Consider the following 16,123-nt stretch of genomic DNA (forward strand, 5'->3'; position numbering starts at 1 on the left):
TGCCGTCGATCAAAGCGGCCAAGAGATCATCAAAGCCAGCCAACACTGTGAATATTCAATATGCAGCAATAGACTTACAGAATCCTAAAATCGATCAATTCTCAAAAGTGGAACCGCTTTGTACTAAATTAATTCAAGCAATGCCACCCACTAAGTAGCTGGCGTTGCTTGACGCAAACGAATATGTAACTCGCGTAACTGGCGCTCGTCCACCGGACTTGGGGCCTGAGTTAAGAGGCATTGCGCACGTTGAGTTTTCGGGAAAGCAATCACATCACGAATCGATTCCGAGCCCGTCATCATGGTGACAATGCGATCTAAACCAAAAGCAATACCGCCGTGGGGAGGGGCGCCGTATTGCAAGGCATCCAATAAGAAACCAAACTTGGCTTGCGCCTCTTCTGGGCCAATATTCAATGCGCGGAAGACTTGGCTCTGCACAGCCTCCTGGTGGATCCGGACTGAACCGCCGCCAATCTCACTGCCGTTGAGGACCATGTCATAGGCTTTTGCCAAACACTTGCCCGGATCAGTTTCTAAGAATTGCAAGTGCTCGTCTTTGGGGCTAGTAAATGGGTGATGGCAAGCAACCCAGCGCCCTTCACCGTCATCGTAATCAAACATCGGGAAGTCAACTACCCACAATGGCTTCCATGCATCGGTAAAGAGACCGTGTGCTTTGCCCCATTCTGACAAACCAATACGCAAACGCAGATTACCAATTGCATCATTTACAACCTTGACCTTATCGGCGCCGAAGAAAATGATGTCGCCATCTTTCGCATTCGTGCGCTTCAAAATGCCATCGATTGCGGCATCGTGCAGATTCTTAACAATCGGTGACTGCAGGCCATTGCGGCCTTCGCTTACCGAATTTACCTTGATCCACGCCAATCCCTTCGCGCCATAGATAGCGACGAACTGGGTGTAATCATCAATTTCACTACGGCTAATCTCCGCCCCGCCCGGAATGCGCAAGGCAACGACACGGCCATCGGCTTGATTGGCTGGGCCAGAGAACACTTTAAAGTCCACATCCTTCATCAGATCGGTTATCTCAGTAAATTCGAGATTCACGCGGAGATCTGGCTTATCGGAACCAAAGCGTGCCATACCTTCCGAGTAGGGCATGACTGGGAATGGGTTCGGTAAATCCACATTCATGACTGTTTTGAAAATATGACGTGCCATGTTTTCAAACAGATCGCGGATCTCAAGTTCATTTAAGAAGGAGGTTTCGCAATCGATCTGAGTAAATTCAGGCTGGCGATCGGCACGTAAGTCCTCGTCACGGAAGCATTTTGTAATTTGGTAGTAACGCTCAAAACCCGCAACCATCAACAACTGCTTAAACAATTGCGGCGACTGGGGCAAGGCAAAGAACTGACCATCATGTACGCGTGATGGCACCAAGTAATCGCGCGCGCCCTCTGGCGTGCTCTTCGTCAACATCGGTGTTTCGATGTCGATAAATCCGGCAGCGTCCAAGTAGCGACGGGTTTCCATTGCCACGTTGTAACGCAGGCGCAAATTCTTTTGCATTTGTGGGCGACGCAAGTCTAAGACGCGATGCGTAAGGCGCGTAGTTTCAGAGAGATTCTCATCATCCAATTGAAATGGCGGGGTAACCGATGCATTCAAGATCACGAGCTCATGGCACAAAATCTCGACCTTGCCGCTCACTAAATCGGCATTTTCAGTCCCTGCTGGGCGGGCGCGCACGAGGCCTTTAATCTGAATGCAAAATTCATTGCGTACTTGCTCAGCAAGGGCAAACATATCGGCACGATCGGGATCGCATACTACCTGCACAAAACCCTCGCGGTCGCGCAAGTCAATAAAGATAACCCCGCCATGGTCACGGCGGCGATTAACCCAGCCAGCCAATGTGACTTCTGTACCAATAAGTTTTTCAGTTACCTGACCGCAGGCATGGCTTCGCATCGACATAAGGTTCCTATAAATCTATTTTTTAATCAGTGTTGAGGCATTCGTGCGAACACCTGGTGGCACAGAGCCCATTGAAACAATGTGCTTGAGCGCCTCTTCTACTGTCATGTCCAGCTCAATGACAGAAGAGCGGGGGACAATCATGAAGAATCCCGATGTGGGATTTGGGGTTGTAGGCAAAAATACGTTGACGTAATCGTCGCCGACTTTGGAGCTGATTTCTGCAGCGGGTGTACCAGTCTGAAACGCGATTGCCCAGGAGTTGGGATGGGGATAGCGAATTAATAAGGCTTTTCGAAACGCCTGACCGCTTCCCGAAAACAAGGTGGACGAAACTTGTTTTACGCTCGAATAGATGGAGCGCACAATCGGAATGCGATTCACCAGCTTATCCCAGACACGCAACCACCACTGGCCTGCAAAAATAATTGCAACAAAACCGGTGACCATGATGACGCCGATCACAATCAGCACGCCAATGGCTGGAATCTCACGGAAATGCTTCAAGTCGGGGGAGAACTCACCAGGCGAAACGGAAATGATGGCCATCATGACCGAACCAAAGATGCTATCGAGTACGCCCAAACCCCAAGAGATCACCCAAACCGTGATCGCCACCGGAGCCCAAACCAGAATGCCTGCAATAAAGTATTTTTTCATAATTAATCTGCCTAGCCGGCATTTTAACGGCTAGAGAGCCGCAATGGGGTCTGGCCTAGAAAATACTGAGGGAAATCAGTATTGCGCCGGCAATAAAGCCGCCTGCAAACAGCAAAGCCCCGGTAATCAGGCGCCGTGTCTGGCGCTCTTCCTGGAGCAGGGTTTTGAGTAAAAGCAGTTCAGCACCTTGTTCCGCTTTCGTTGACTGCGCCAAGCTCTCTGCCAGCAGGCGAGGCAAGGTCGGCAGAATTTTGGCCCAATTGGGTGCCTCTGTTTTGAGGCCCTCAACTAAGCCGCGCCAACCCAGCTGCTCGCTGATCCACTTTTCCAGGATCGGCTTGGCGGTTTTCCACAAATCGAGATCGGGGTCCAGTTGCCGCGCCAAACCCTCGACATTCAATAGTGTCTTTTGCAATAACGTCAGCTGTGGTTGGATCTCTACGTTAAAACGCCGCGAGGTCTGAAACAAACGCATCAGCACAATGCCTAAGGAGATTTCTTTTAAGGGGCGATCAAAATAAGGTTCACACACAGATCGTACGGCACCCTCTAATTCTTCTACGCGTGTATCCGCAGGCACCCAGCCAGATTCAATGTGCAACTCTGCAACGCGGCGGTAGTTGCGATTAAAGAAAGCCAGGAAATTTTGCGCCAAGTAATTTTTATCCGTCTCACTCAGTGCGCCGACAATGCCAAAATCCAAGGAAATAAATCGACCGAATCGCTCTGGCTCTAGGCTGATCAAAATATTGCCTGGGTGCATGTCCGCATGAAAGAAGCCATACTGAAACACTTGGGTAAAAAAGATTTCAACGCCATCGGCTGCTAATTTTTTGAAATCAACTCCAGCCGCGCGCAATTCGTCGGTGCGGCCAATCGAGATTCCATTCATGCGCTCCATCACAATCACGCTGGTATGGCACAGATCCCAGTACATTTCCGGAATCATTAACTTATCTGAATCAATAAAGTAACGACGCAGCTGGCTAGCATTAGCCGCCTCGCGCATCAAATCCAATTCGTCATGCAGGTAGACATCAAACTCAGCAACTACCTCACGCGGCTTTAAGCGCCGGCCATCGGCCGATACCTTTTCAACGATCTTTGCCAAGTCGTGCATCAATGCTAAGTCATCTTCAATCACCGGCAAGATGCCTGGACGCAAGACCTTGATTGCGACTTCACGCCCCTGCCATTCAGGGCGCTGCGAGCTGCCACGCAAAACCCCAAAGTGGACCTGTGCTACTGAAGCACTGGCAACGGGAGTGGCATCAAACTGAATAAATACCTCTTCAATCGGCTTACCCAGCGCTGATTCAATTAAAGCGCGTGACTCGGCATTGGAGAACGGTGGTACTTGATCTTGTAACTTAGCCAATTCATCCGAAATGTCATCTGGCAATAAATCACGGCGGGTCGATAGGACTTGGCCAAACTTAACAAAGATCGGGCCAAGCGCCTCTAGTGTTAGTCGTATCCGTACGCCCCGCGGTAATGAATTCGGAGATGCAAAGCAAGCGATCGAAAGTAAGATCCGTTTTATGCCGGGCTTGAGGTTGTCGCGTAGCAAGGGCAACAAACCAAAACGCCATGCGGTAAAAAAGATGAAGCAAAGTCGTGCAAAGCGAGCCATGTTTATTTGCTCCTTTGCTGCAGCAATGCAATGCGCTTATCCAAACGCTCGACGCTATCGCGCAGTTCCATGAGTTGGTTTTTGTGTATTGCAAAGTCACGCTGATTCAATAGGACCTTCTTTTCTTCACTGAGGTACTCAACGGTATTTTCAAGTAGATCGCGGCCAGCTGCTTTCCCGGCACTCGCTATTTTTTTTCCTTGGGCGACAGCAAAATGGGCGGGCGCATCACCAATGATTTTTGAAAGGTCTTCTTCGTATTCCCAGCGCAACTGGCCGGCTAGGCGACCCAACAACTGAGCCAAATCAGCATCGCCCGCAATCGTGACTGATTTAAATGCATTTTCCCGAATGGGGCCGCCGCTAGTCAGTAAGGTGGAAAGTGCTTGGCTTGAAATCGTCAGCACCAGGGCTGTTCTGACAGGAGGCGGAACTTCCCCATCGTCGGATTGAGTCGGCACATCCGAATGGCGCACGGCCTCCAATAGGCCATTACTGTTAATTTGTACGGCAAATCGACCAAACGGCATTTCGAGGGCAATCGCTTTGCCGGCGTGCTTTGCCAGCTCGGTACTCGCCCATGGTTCACCCGCCAAGACATGATTAATGCCGTGGCAGATGGCTGCGCTGGTGATAGGCCGGGCGGATGTTGATACCGAATTCATGGGTGCAAAAAACCCGCACGAATGCGGGTTTTTCCGTGGGGAAAGCCTAAGCTTAAACCAACTGCTGAATCCCGGCTAGAACCCAGCCACCAGAACCATGAATTGGCTTGCTCAAGTTCCAAATTTCGGTAAATGGCTCAGCTGGAGCGCCTGCCTGCTCCCGAATCATGCCGGTAAATTGAATGCTGGCTAAATAATTGTCTTGACCAGTTTCAACACCCAGCAACTCGGCATTGAGGGTAACCACGTCGGTTTGGTTGCTTGCTTCAGCACGCGCGTTCAGATCTTGCGTCAGATTACTAAACATCTCGGGCGTAGCAAACTCACGCAAGGAATCCAAATCACCGTCATCCCAGGCCTTTTGCAATTTAACGAAGTAGTGCTTTGCATTGTCCAAGAACGCATACTCATCAAAGCCAGCCGGTAAGGATTTCGCCGCCTCAGGAATCACTGCGGCTGCACCACCAAAGGAGGCAGCAACAGGAACAAAGCCAGGCTCATTGCGGGTGTTGCCGTGCTCATACGCCGTGCGTTGCATGCCATTATTACCAGCGGCCGCTGGGCTTGCGCGCCCTGCACCTGACATCGATGGCATAAAGCGCTTCACGATAAAGAAGAGGAGCAAGCCAACTGCCAAGGCAATTAGAATTCCGGTAAACATCGAAGCGGCGGCCTCACCCAAACCAAAATGGGAAAGAAGATAAGCAATACCAAGGCCAGCCGCTAAACCACCTAACATGCCACCGAATCCAGGGCGCTTGGGCGCTGCCGCTGCAGCATTACCAGCTGCAGGTGCCGCAGGCTGAGCTTGCTGCGCTGGCTTTTGCGCTTGCGCAGGCTGCGCCTGTTTTTGTACTGGGGCTGATTGGCCCATATTTTTTCCGCTGCCCATGCGCTTTGCGTCAACGTAGCCAACCGAAGAAAAGGTCAGTGCGACGGTAAGTACGATGGCTTTGATTGCATTTTTATTCATTTATTTAGGTCTCCTGTAATGCACAACGACAAAACTAACACTTAGTATTTAATACCAATATGAAGCGCAACGATACCCCCGGTTAATCTATGGGTATCAACAGCATCAAAACCGGCCTCTAGCATCATATTTTTCAAGGTTTCTGCGTCCGGGTGCATCCGGATCGATTCAGCCAAATACCGATAACTTTCAGCATCTTGGGCAATTTTTTCACCCAACCATGGCAGCACCTTGAAAGAATAAACATCGTAAACCGGCTGGAGCATGGCATCGGGCTTGGAAAACTCCAACACCAACACCCGCCCGCCTGGTTTGATCACGCGCAGCATTTCAGCGAGTGCGCGTTCTTTGTGGGTCATATTACGAAGCCCAAAGGCAACCGTGACCACATCAAAGTGATTGCTTGGAAATGGAATCGACTCGGCGTCAAATTGCACGCAGGGCAAAGACATGCCCTGGTCTAGTAATCGATCGCGCCCGACCCCCAACATCGATGCATTGATATCACTAAGCCAAACCTCGGCATCAGGGTGTTTGGCCCACCCAGCAGCCTTTGCAAATGCACAAGCCAGATCGCCAGTGCCACCCGCAATATCAAGAACTTTTTGACCCGGGCGAACCTGCGCCCGAGCGATCGTGAGTTTTTTCCAAATGCGGTGCAGGCCGAATGACATCAAGTCATTCATCACGTCGTATTTATGTGCTACGGAGTGAAAGACATCAGCAACCTTGCCTGCTTTTTCTGCCTCGTCTACCGTTTGGTAACCAAAATGGGTTTTATTCATATTGCCGTATTGGGTGTAATGATTAGTGGCCGCAAGAATGGCCTTCATGCCCAGTTGGCGCACTGGCGACATCGCGGCTTGCGCCTGCTTGCTTTAGCTTATCGAGGTAATCGTTCCATAAAGCGTCTTGGTTTTCGCAGAGAAAAAATAAGTACTCCCATGAAAACAAGCCGGAATCGTGTCCATCTGAGAACATCGGGCGAATCGCATAGTGGCCTACTGGCTCCAGCTCATTAATCCCGACATCGCGTTTGCCGGTCTGCAGAGTCTCTTGACCAGGGCCGTGGCCTCGAACTTCTGCTGAGGGCGATAACACGCGTAAGAATTCAAAAGGCAGGCGATATGAATTACCGTTCTCGTAACTCAGTTCCAATACCTTGGATTGCTGATGCATCACTACATTTGTTGGAATCATTAAACCAGTACCCTCTCAATGCCACCCTGATTAGCTTGGGCGACGTAGTCTTGCATCCAATTGTCACCTAAGATGCGCTGCGCCATTTCAACAACGATGTAATCTGCGGTCGTTGCGCTATCGGCATCAAAGCGCGACAAGCCTTGCAAACAAGATGGGCAGCTGGTTAATACCTTAACCTCGCCAGTAAAGTCGGCTTTTAAGCTTGTAGCTGCCTTTTCCATTTCAATCTGCTTACGAAAGCGGATCTGCGTGGAAATGTCCGGGCGCGTCACCGCTAAAGTACCCGATTCACCACAGCAACGCTCATTCTTCAAAATGGCTTGCTTATCTTCCGTCTGAATCAGTTCATTCACGGTCTTGAGTGGATCTTGTAACTTCATCGGCGAATGGCATGGATCATGGTACATGTAGCGCACGCCTGTCACGCCCTCTAATTTGACGCCCTTCTCCAATAAATATTCATGAATATCAATGATTCGGCACCCAGGGAAAATCTGCTCAAACTGATAACCCGCTAATTGGTCGTAGCAGGTGCCGCAGGACACTACGACGGTTTTAATGTCCAAATAGTTCAGCGTATTGGCCACCCGATGGAACAAAACGCGATTGTCCGTAATCATCTTTTCCGCTTTATCGAATTCGCCGTTGCCGCGCTGGGGGTAGCCGCAGCACAGATAGCCTGGCGGTAATACGGTTTGTACGCCCACATTCCAAAGCATGGCCTGAGTAGCTAAACCTACTTGCGAGAACAAACGCTCCGAGCCGCAACCTGGGAAATAAAACACCGCCTCGGTATCTGCAGTCGTTACTTTTGGGTCACGAATAATCGGGACGTAATTCGCATCTTCAATGTCCAAGAGCGCGCGGGCCGTTTTCTTAGGCAAGTTACCCGGCATCTTCTTATTAATGAAATGAATTACCTGTTCCTTGATCGGCGGCTTTCCTACCGTGGCGGGTGGCGTGGCCGTTTGTTTTTTGGCGAAGCTGCGGAATACATTATTCGCAATGCGCTGTGCTTTGTAGCCCCACTCCATCACCACCTTACGGGTTAAGCGAATCGTATCGGGGTTGCTGGCATTCAAAAAGAACATCGATGTGGCTGTGCCGATATTAAAACGTTGTTGACCCATCTTGCGCAGCAGGTTGCGCATATTCATGGTCACATCACCAAAATCAATCTTGACTGGGCAAGGCGTAGCGCACTTATGGCAGACCGTGCAGTGAGCCGCTACATCATCAAACATTTCCCAATGGCGAATTGAGATCCCGCGCCGGGTCTGCTCTTCGTACAAGAACGCTTCGATCAGCAGGGATGTTGCCAAGATCTTGTCGCGTGGGCTGTACAACAAATTGGCTCGCGGTACATGGGTCGCGCAGACGGGCTTGCATTTGCCACAGCGCAAACAGTCTTTCACACTATCGGCAATCGCACCAATATCGCTTTGCTGCATGATCAATGACTCGTGACCCATCAATCCAAAGCTGGGTGTATAGGCCATGCTCAAATCCGCATGGGGCATCAACTTACCCTTATTAAATCTACCTTCCGGATCAACGCGATTTTTATATGCCCTGAAGTCTTTTAGCTCTTCTTCGCTCAGGTATTCGAGCTTCGTAATACCAATGCCGTGCTCACCGGAGATCACACCATCAAGGGAGCGCGCCAAGGCCATAATTTGATCAACCGACCGATGTGCATCTTGCAACATGCCATAGTCATCGGAGTTCACTGGAATGTTCGTATGCACATTGCCATCACCGGCATGCATGTGTAGCGCTACAAAAACACGCTTACGCAAAATAGCCTGGTGGGTTTTTTCCAGTTCAGCCAAAATCTGTTCAAAAGCAACACCGCCAAAAATAACGCGCAGCTCAGCACGCACATCGGTCTTCCACGACGCACGTAAGGCGTAGTTTTGCAACTCAGGAAAGAAACGATCGAGGTCATTTAACCAACCAGCCCAACGTATCCGTACCTGCTGAATTAAATCCAGCGCACCCTCAACGCGATCACCCAAAATTTCTGCAGGCGAGATGTCATCATCTTCATCAGCTTTACCTAGCGGTAAATTGCCTTTGCGTAAGAATGCTTCCAGCGCATCTAATAACTGCAATTTGTTTTTAAGGGAGAGTTCAATATTGATGCGCTCAATACCGTCGGTGTACTCACCCATACGATCGAGCGGAATCACTACGTCTTCGTTGATCTTGAAGGCATTGGTGTGGCGCGCAATTGCGGCGGTACGCGCCCGGTCTAGCCAAAATTTCTTGCGGGCTTCAGGGCTAACCGCAACAAAACCTTCACCGACGCGCAAGTTGGCCATGCGCACCACCTCACTGGTTGCGGCGGCCACGGCCGACTCATCATCGCCGGCGATATCGCCAATTAATACCATCTTAGGCAAGGTGTTGCGTTTGGATTTCGTGGCATAACCCACTGCCTTTAAATAGCGGTCATCTAAGTGCTCAAGACCAGCTAAGATAGGACCACTCTCGCGACTCAAGCCATCAAGGTAGGCCTTGATCTCCACAATGCTCGGGATGGCTTCACGCGCTTGCCCAAAGAATTCCAGGCAAACGGTGCGCATATATTGCGGCATGCGATGCAGAATCCAGGTAGCACTGGTAATCAGACCATCACAGCCCTCTTTTTGAACGCCCGGTAGTCCCGATAAAAACTTATCGGTAACGTCTTTGCCTAAACCCGCCTTCCGAAAGCGACGGCCTTCGATGCTCAGAGTCTCGCGACGCAATACGTTGACACCGGGCGCCTGCAAGCCATCGGACCAGATCAGATCAAACTGCGCAGAATCAGCCTCATGAATCTTGCCCAAGTTATGGTTGACGCGAACCACATCGAGCCAATTTCCCTCAGGGTCAACCATGCGCCAGCTGGCCAGATTATCTAAGGCGGTACCCCATAAAACGGCTTTCTTACCGCCCGCATTCATCGCGACGTTTCCGCCAATGCAACTCGCATCAGCCGAAGTGGGGTCTACCGCAAACACCAGACCGACTCGCTCTGCTGCCTCAGCAACGCGGCGCGTTACAACGCCGGCGCCTGTGAAAATCGTTGGCACTGCCTCACTTAAACCGGGCAGGGTTACTTTAACCACCGGGTCAATTTGTTCCAGCTTTTCGGTATTGATGACCGCTGACATGGCGACCAAAGGAATCGCGCCACCGGTATAGCCAGTGCCGCCGCCGCGTGGAATGATGGTGAGCCCGAGCTCAATACAGGCCTTCACTAAGCCTGGAATTTCTGCTTCGGTATCTGGCTTCAAAACTACAAAGGGATATTCAACGCGCCAATCGGTTGCATCCGTCACATGGGCAACACGCGACATGCCGTCAAAGGCGACGTTATCCGCGGCCGTATGGCGTCCCAATACTTTTATTGCGCGCTTGCGTAACTGGGCAACTGTTTCAAAATTCTGCTCAAAGAGTTCGACCGCAGTACGCGCGGCTTTAATCAAGATTTCAACTTGCTCAGCCGAATCGCCGGTCATTCTTTTTTCGACTTCACCCAAGCGATGCCAGAGCGCGCTAATGAGCATGCTGCGGCGCTTGGTGTTATCCAATAAATCGTCTTGCAAATAGGGATTGCGCTGCACTACCCAAATGTCACCCAAGACCTCGAAGAGCATGCGAGCCGAACGGCCCGTCTTGCGGATGCCGCGAAGTGAATCCAGAACGCGCCAGGACTCCGACCCTAAAAGGCGAATGACGATTTCACGGTCTGAGAAGGAGGTGTAGTTGTACGGAATTTCCCGTAAACGGGGCTCCCCAGCCTCAGCAGTGAGCAATTGATTTAATCCGAGTGGGGCGTTCATGGAGTGGGGTTCGTTAAATAGGCATTTTAAAGGAGTAATCCGATCCTGACAGGAATTCCCTTATTTGGCTGACGTCACCAATAAAACCTTGCAAAACTAAGGGCTTAGAGGGCATCCGTGGTACGCTCATCGCATGACAATCAACTATTTAAAGAAAATATTAACGGCTCGCGTTTACGACGTTGCGCGCGAGACTGAATTGGAGCTAGCGCCCGCTTTAACGGAGCGCCTGGGCAATCGAATTCTCCTGAAACGGGAGGACAACCAACCCGTTTTCTCGTTTAAGCTGCGCGGCGCATACAACAAAATGGCGCAACTGGGCTCTGCTGCCCTCAAACGGGGGGTTATCGCTGCCTCGGCCGGAAACCATGCCCAAGGCGTAGCCCTCGCCGCCGCCAAGATGAAATGCAAGGCAGTCATCGTGATGCCAGTAACCACCCCTGCAGTCAAAATCGATGCTGTCAAAGCCCGCGGTGGCTCTTGGACGGAGCTCGTTTTGTTTGGGGAATCGTATAGCGACGCCTTTGATCACGCCAAGGTACTGGAGAAAAAACGGGGGCTAAGCTTTGTTCATCCGTTTGATGATCCGGACGTCATCGCCGGCCAAGGAACCATCGCACAAGAAATTTTGCAACAACACCAAGCTCCAATTGATGCCATTTTTGTCGCCATTGGTGGCGGTGGCCTGATTGCCGGCATCGGCGAATACGTCAAAGCCGTTCGCCCAGAAACCAAAATCATCGGCGTACAAGCCGCTGACTCCGACGCCATGCGTCAGTCACTCAAGGCTGGCCGTCGCGTCGAGTTAAAAGAGGTAGGGTTGTTTTCGGACGGCACCGCCGTCAAGATAGTCGGCAAAGAAACCTTCCGTATCTGCAAGCGCGTGGTCGATGACATCATTACCGTTGATACCGATGAAATTTGTGCGGCTATCAATGACGTGTTTACCGACACGCGCAGCATTTTGGAGCCCGCAGGTGCACTCGCTATTGCCGGTCTCAAGAAATACGTTGAGAAGAAAAAAGTAAAAGATAAAACCTTGGTTGCGATTGCATGCGGCGCCAATATGAATTTCAGTCGCTTGCGTTTTGTGGCCGAGCGCGCCGATGTGGGCGAGTTTCGGGAAGCTGTGTTTGCTGTCACCATTCCAGAAGAGCGAGGCTCTTTCAAGCGCTTCTGTCAATTACTCGGCAAGCGCAATGTAACGGAGTTTAATTACCGCATTGCCGATCAAGCCAAAGCCCATATTTTTGTTGGCATTGGTACGCAGAAATCCGCCGATAGTGCTGAGATTGCCAAGCACTTTACTAAAGCGGGATTTGCGACGATTGACTTAACGCACGATGAACTTGCTAAATCGCATCTGCGGCATATGGTCGGCGGTCACTCTCCTTTAGCGCACGATGAGCTGCTCTACCGCTTTGAGTTCCCCGAGCGCCCCGGCGCCTTGATGCGCTTTTTAACCAGCATGGCACCCAATTGGAATATCAGCCTCTTTCATTACCGTAACCATGGCGCAGACTACGGACGCATTTTGGTTGGCATTCAAGTGCCCAAGAATGAACAGAAGCAATTCCAATCTTTCTTGGCTTCCCTCGGTTATCCGCACTGGAATGAAAGTGCGAATCCCGCTTACCGACTGTTCTTAAAGTAACAAAGCTGAATGTCCTATAGCCTGACCGGAAAGCTCGTTGTTGCGATTTCATCGCGCGCCCTCTTTGACTTTGAAGAAGAGAATCGCTTGTTTGAAACCAGTGATGACAGCGCCTATATGAAGTTGCAACTCGATCGATTGGCCATGCCCGCACAAACGGGCGTTGCCTTTCCGCTAGTACAAAAACTACTGGCCTTCAATCAAGGTGATGAGCAGCGCGTAGAGGTCGTGATCTTGTCACGTAATGATCCCGTCAGTGGCTTACGCGTGTTCCGCTCTGCAGAGCATCACCAGCTTCGCTTGGAGCGTGGGGTATTTACCCGCGGCAGACCGCCCTACCATTACCTGCGCTCATTGCAGGCGAATTTGTTTTTATCAGCCAATGAAGATGATGTGCGGGCGACGATTGATGCTGGCTTTCCGGCGGCACGCGTTTATCCCGAGTCCAGCAAAACCGCCGAATCCCACCCCAATGAAATTCGCATTGCCTTTGATGGTGATGCCGTTTTGTTTTCAGACGAAGCAGAGCAAGTTTTTCAAAGTAGCGGGCTAGAGGCTTTCGTTGACCACGAAAGTAAAAAGGTAGCGATTCCATTACCGCCCGGCCCTTTTAAGCCCCTACTGGAAGCGCTGCACCGCCTGCAAAGTCAGTCTGGAACACAGGCTGCGCATGGCATGCGCATTCGAACTGCGCTAGTGACTGCACGCTCTGCTCCTGCGCATGAACGTGCGATTCGCACCCTCATGAATTGGGGTATCGATGTCGATGAAGCCATGTTCTTAGGCGGCCTTTCTAAAAGTGAGTTCCTCCGCGAATTCGAGCCCGACTTTTTCTTTGACGATCAAACCGGTCATTGCAATTCAGCGGCCTCAGTTGCGCCTACCGGGCATGTGGTTTCGGGGGTCGCTAACCGCCCAAAATCAAGCGGTTAATTAAAACGCATTTCCACTCTTCTCATGAGCTATTCCGATTCCCCCCACTTACCGCTTGGTAAAGAAACTGCCTACCCACAACACTATGATCCCAGTGTGCTGTTTCCAATTCCGCGCGCAGAAAACCGAGCGAAGTTAGGTCTCAGTCCAGCCAGCGTCCTCCCATTTTTTGGCGTTGATCTGTGGAATGCATTTGAACTCAGCTGGCTCAATTTAAAAGGCAAACCGCAAATCGCCTTAGCCGAGTTTGAAATCCCTGCCGACTCGCCTTGCATGATCGAATCCAAATCCTTCAAGCTTTTTTTAAATAGCCTGAATAGTGAACGCATTGCGGATGAAGAAACCCTGCGGGAGCGTGTCGTGGCTGATTTATCGGCGGTTGCAGGAGCACCGATTCGGATGCGTATGTTCACTCCAGAGCAACTTTCAAAACGCGGTATGCAGGAAATGGATGGGGTTTTGCTCGATCGCCTTGATATTGAAATTGATCCAAACCAAAAAGCCAATCCGGCCTTATTGAAAGCAGATCACTCGTGCTCGCCCATAGAGCAATGCGTGGTGTCGCATTTACTCAAATCCAATTGCCCCGTAACTGGACAGCCAGACTGGGCTAGCATTCAAATTCGCTACCAAGGCAGGCCGATTGAAGAAGAAGGATTATTGCGTTATTTAATTGGGTTTCGGGAGCTCGGGGAATTTCATGAGCACTGTGCAGAAACTATTTTTTGCGATATTAAGCGGCAGTGCAAACCAGAAAAGCTATCGGTTTATGCGCGTTACACCCGGCGAGGCGGCCTGGATATCAATCCGTTTCGAACCGATTACAACGCTGTCTGGCCTGACAACAAACGCCACGCCAGACAGTAATTAATTAAAACGGAATATCGTCGTCCATTGCGCCCAAGGATGCCGCTGTAGGCGCCGGTGCTGCGTTTGATGACTCAGATGACTTAGGGCGCGAATAGCTTTCACCCCCCTCACCGCCACCCGACATCTTCGAGCCCAACATCTGCATCGAGTCCGCCACAATCTCGGTGGAGTATTTTTCTTGACCACTGGCATCAGCCCACTTGCGTGTACGCAAACGGCCTTCGACGTATACCTGCGATCCCTTCTTAAGATACTGACCTGCAATTTCAGCAAGCTTGCCAAAAAACGCAACGCGATGCCATTCTGTGGTTTCTTTCATCTCACCGGTTTGCTTGTCTTTATAGCGATCCGATGTAGCTACTGAAATATTGGTTACTGCGTCGCCGCTAGGCATATAACGTGTTTCTGGGTCCCGTCCAATGTTACCCACGATGATGACTTTATTTACCGAAGCCATGATGTCTCCCGAAGAAAATGTATGTGAAAAAATGTAAATCAATGCACTAATGTTAATGAGGCTTGTACAGCGGGTAAGTAGTCAACTTGTCTGTTTATGCGGCTGGAGTTTCCTGGGCATGCTTTTTTGCTGGTAACTCGCGCATCGACCATGCAATTATAAGCCAGGCAAAAATGAGCGCCATTCCCAGCATAAACACCGATAACTCGCCAAAGTACTGGGTTACCAAACCACCAACGGCAGCACCAAAAAAGAGCCCCAAGGACTGGGTAGTGTTGTAAATACCGAGCGCCGTGCCCTTGGAATCTTGTGCCCAGCGCGATACCAAGGAGGGCTGCAGTGCCTCGAGTAAATTAAATCCGACAAAGTAAATCAGCAAGGCTGCTGAAATCAACAAAATGGTGCTGGCCTCAATAAAGACGACTTGCGAAATAAACAAGAGGCCAATAGCCACCAATACCGCAACACGAAGGCGCTGCTTCTTTTCACCCAACACCAAAATAGGCGCCATTAATGCAAACGAGATCAGCAATACCGGAAGGTAGATTTCCCAATGGCGCGACAGTGGGAAGCCCATCTGCACCAATAAGCGCGGCACAACCAAAAACATCGCTACTTGCGTTGCATTTAAAACAAATACACCGACATTCAAGCGCATCAATTCAGGGCGACGCAGGATAGTAAAAAATGGGGTGTGCTGGGGGGTGGATTTTTTCTCTGGGGCAGGCACATACCAAAGCGCAACCAGAATGGCGACAAAGCCCATTGCGGCCAACAACAGAAACATACCGTCCAAACTAATCCAACGATAAATCGGCGCAGCCAAGACCAAGGAGAGGGCAAACGAAATAGCGATGCTGCCACCCACAATCGCCATGGCCATGGTTCGCACTTTTTCACTCACCAAGTCAGCGACCCAGGCCGAAATCGCCGCAGAAATCGCGCCCGCACCCATGAGCCCACGGCCAATACCAATCCACAGCAAATCATCGTGGCTAGCGGCAATCAGGGCGCCCAGCACAAAGCAGATAAGCCCACCCACCACAACCGGGCGCCGGCCGATGCGATCCGACAGCGCGCCCAGCGGAATATGAAAGAAGGCCTGCACAATATTGAACATGCCCAGGGACAATCCCACCAAAAAGGCGCGATCGCCGCCCGGCAAGCCCTCTGCATGCAGGCTAAAGACCGGCAAAAGCAGGAAAAGGCCCAGCATCCGCAGGCCAAATATGCCTGCCAAAGCCAGAGTCGAGCGGAGTTCGGAAGAATTCATGGGAAAAGGCTATATTAAC

Annotated in this window: 13 protein-coding genes; 3 read left to right on the forward strand and 10 right to left on the reverse strand. The window is 50.9% G+C overall.

Features of this window, described 5'->3' with window-relative positions:
* Positions 1-150: 150 nt before the first annotated feature.
* The 8 genes from aspS to AOC34_RS09255 are packed head-to-tail and all read right to left on the reverse strand — an operon-like array spanning position 151 to position 10,917.
* The gene (gene aspS, locus AOC34_RS09220) at positions 151-1,950 is read right to left on the reverse strand and encodes an aspartate--tRNA ligase (RefSeq protein ID WP_108469777.1); all 1,800 of its coding nucleotides are present in this window, start codon (positions 1,948-1,950) and stop codon (positions 151-153) included.
* A 15-nt stretch (positions 1,951-1,965) separates the two neighbouring features.
* Positions 1,966-2,610, reverse strand: a complete 645-nt coding sequence (locus tag AOC34_RS09225; RefSeq protein ID WP_108469778.1) for a DUF502 domain-containing protein — start codon at positions 2,608-2,610, stop codon at positions 1,966-1,968.
* Between the two features lie 55 nt (positions 2,611-2,665).
* Positions 2,666-4,243 carry a ubiquinone biosynthesis regulatory protein kinase UbiB gene (gene ubiB / locus AOC34_RS09230; RefSeq protein ID WP_108469779.1) on the reverse strand — a complete coding sequence of 526 codons (1,578 nt, stop codon included), beginning with the start codon at positions 4,241-4,243 and terminating at the stop codon, positions 2,666-2,668.
* 2 nt (positions 4,244-4,245) lie between these two features.
* Positions 4,246-4,908, reverse strand: coding sequence for a ubiquinone biosynthesis accessory factor UbiJ (locus AOC34_RS09235; RefSeq protein ID WP_108469780.1), 663 nt, complete (start codon positions 4,906-4,908; stop codon positions 4,246-4,248).
* Between the two features lie 52 nt (positions 4,909-4,960).
* Positions 4,961-5,881, reverse strand: a complete 921-nt coding sequence (locus AOC34_RS09240) for a Tim44 domain-containing protein (RefSeq protein WP_108469781.1) — start codon at positions 5,879-5,881, stop codon at positions 4,961-4,963.
* A 41-nt stretch (positions 5,882-5,922) separates the two neighbouring features.
* Positions 5,923-6,666 (reverse strand): bifunctional demethylmenaquinone methyltransferase/2-methoxy-6-polyprenyl-1,4-benzoquinol methylase UbiE, encoded by a 744-nt coding sequence (gene ubiE / locus AOC34_RS09245; protein ID WP_108469782.1) that lies wholly within the window; start codon positions 6,664-6,666, stop codon positions 5,923-5,925.
* 22 nt (positions 6,667-6,688) lie between these two features.
* Positions 6,689-7,081, reverse strand: a complete 393-nt coding sequence (locus AOC34_RS09250) for a gamma-butyrobetaine hydroxylase-like domain-containing protein (RefSeq protein WP_108469783.1) — start codon at positions 7,079-7,081, stop codon at positions 6,689-6,691.
* The gene (locus AOC34_RS09255; RefSeq protein ID WP_108469784.1) at positions 7,081-10,917 is read right to left on the reverse strand and encodes a DUF3683 domain-containing protein; all 3,837 of its coding nucleotides are present in this window, start codon (positions 10,915-10,917) and stop codon (positions 7,081-7,083) included. Before AOC34_RS09255 ends, AOC34_RS09250 begins: the two co-directional genes overlap by 1 nt.
* Before the next feature lie 133 nt (positions 10,918-11,050).
* Here AOC34_RS09255 and ilvA point away from each other — a divergent pair, with 133 nt between their 5' ends.
* Genes ilvA through queF form a run of 3 tightly spaced genes read left to right on the forward strand, consistent with a single transcriptional unit; the run spans position 11,051 to position 14,371 of the window.
* A complete protein-coding gene (gene ilvA, locus AOC34_RS09260; protein ID WP_108469785.1) occupies positions 11,051-12,571 on the forward strand; it encodes a threonine ammonia-lyase, biosynthetic in 1,521 nt (506 codons plus the stop codon).
* A gap of 9 nt (positions 12,572-12,580) precedes the next feature.
* The gene (locus AOC34_RS09265) at positions 12,581-13,504 is read left to right on the forward strand and encodes a 5'-nucleotidase (protein ID WP_108469786.1); all 924 of its coding nucleotides are present in this window, start codon (positions 12,581-12,583) and stop codon (positions 13,502-13,504) included.
* Between the two features lie 24 nt (positions 13,505-13,528).
* Positions 13,529-14,371, forward strand: a complete 843-nt coding sequence (gene queF, locus AOC34_RS09270; protein WP_108469787.1) for an NADPH-dependent 7-cyano-7-deazaguanine reductase QueF — start codon at positions 13,529-13,531, stop codon at positions 14,369-14,371.
* A gap of 4 nt (positions 14,372-14,375) precedes the next feature.
* Here queF and ssb read toward each other — a convergent pair whose 3' ends face one another.
* Both ssb and AOC34_RS09280 read right to left on the reverse strand, forming a co-directional pair.
* On the reverse strand, positions 14,376-14,831 hold the full coding sequence (gene ssb, locus AOC34_RS09275) for a single-stranded DNA-binding protein (RefSeq protein WP_108469788.1): 456 nt from the start codon (positions 14,829-14,831) through the stop codon (positions 14,376-14,378).
* Between the two features lie 94 nt (positions 14,832-14,925).
* A complete protein-coding gene (locus AOC34_RS09280) occupies positions 14,926-16,104 on the reverse strand; it encodes an MFS transporter (protein WP_108469789.1) in 1,179 nt (392 codons plus the stop codon).
* Positions 16,105-16,123: the final 19 nt, after the last annotated feature.

The sequence above is a fragment of the Polynucleobacter difficilis genome (assembly GCF_003065365.1).
Classification (GTDB): domain Bacteria; phylum Pseudomonadota; class Gammaproteobacteria; order Burkholderiales; family Burkholderiaceae; genus Polynucleobacter; species Polynucleobacter difficilis.

What these genes read in the sequence shown, in the direction of transcription:
- AOC34_RS09265 (WP_108469786.1), top strand. Translation starts at nt 12,581, where the DNA reads ATGTCCTATAGCCTGACCGGAAAGCTCGTTGTTGCGATTTCATCGCGC.
- AOC34_RS09225 (WP_108469778.1), bottom strand. Translation starts at nt 2,610, where the DNA reads ATGAAAAAATACTTTATTGCAGGCATTCTGGTTTGGGCTCCGGTGGCG.
- AOC34_RS09250 (WP_108469783.1), bottom strand. Translation starts at nt 7,081, where the DNA reads ATGATTCCAACAAATGTAGTGATGCATCAGCAATCCAAGGTATTGGAA.
- ubiE (WP_108469782.1), bottom strand. Translation starts at nt 6,666, where the DNA reads ATGAATAAAACCCATTTTGGTTACCAAACGGTAGACGAGGCAGAAAAA.
- ssb (WP_108469788.1), bottom strand. Translation starts at nt 14,831, where the DNA reads ATGGCTTCGGTAAATAAAGTCATCATCGTGGGTAACATTGGACGGGAC.
- ubiB (WP_108469779.1), bottom strand. Translation starts at nt 4,243, where the DNA reads ATGGCTCGCTTTGCACGACTTTGCTTCATCTTTTTTACCGCATGGCGT.
- queF (WP_108469787.1), top strand. Translation starts at nt 13,529, where the DNA reads ATGAGCTATTCCGATTCCCCCCACTTACCGCTTGGTAAAGAAACTGCC.
- AOC34_RS09235 (WP_108469780.1), bottom strand. Translation starts at nt 4,908, where the DNA reads ATGAATTCGGTATCAACATCCGCCCGGCCTATCACCAGCGCAGCCATC.
- AOC34_RS09280 (WP_108469789.1), bottom strand. Translation starts at nt 16,104, where the DNA reads ATGAATTCTTCCGAACTCCGCTCGACTCTGGCTTTGGCAGGCATATTT.
- AOC34_RS09240 (WP_108469781.1), bottom strand. Translation starts at nt 5,881, where the DNA reads ATGAATAAAAATGCAATCAAAGCCATCGTACTTACCGTCGCACTGACC.
- AOC34_RS09255 (WP_108469784.1), bottom strand. Translation starts at nt 10,917, where the DNA reads ATGAACGCCCCACTCGGATTAAATCAATTGCTCACTGCTGAGGCTGGG.
- ilvA (WP_108469785.1), top strand. Translation starts at nt 11,051, where the DNA reads ATGACAATCAACTATTTAAAGAAAATATTAACGGCTCGCGTTTACGAC.
- aspS (WP_108469777.1), bottom strand. Translation starts at nt 1,950, where the DNA reads ATGTCGATGCGAAGCCATGCCTGCGGTCAGGTAACTGAAAAACTTATT.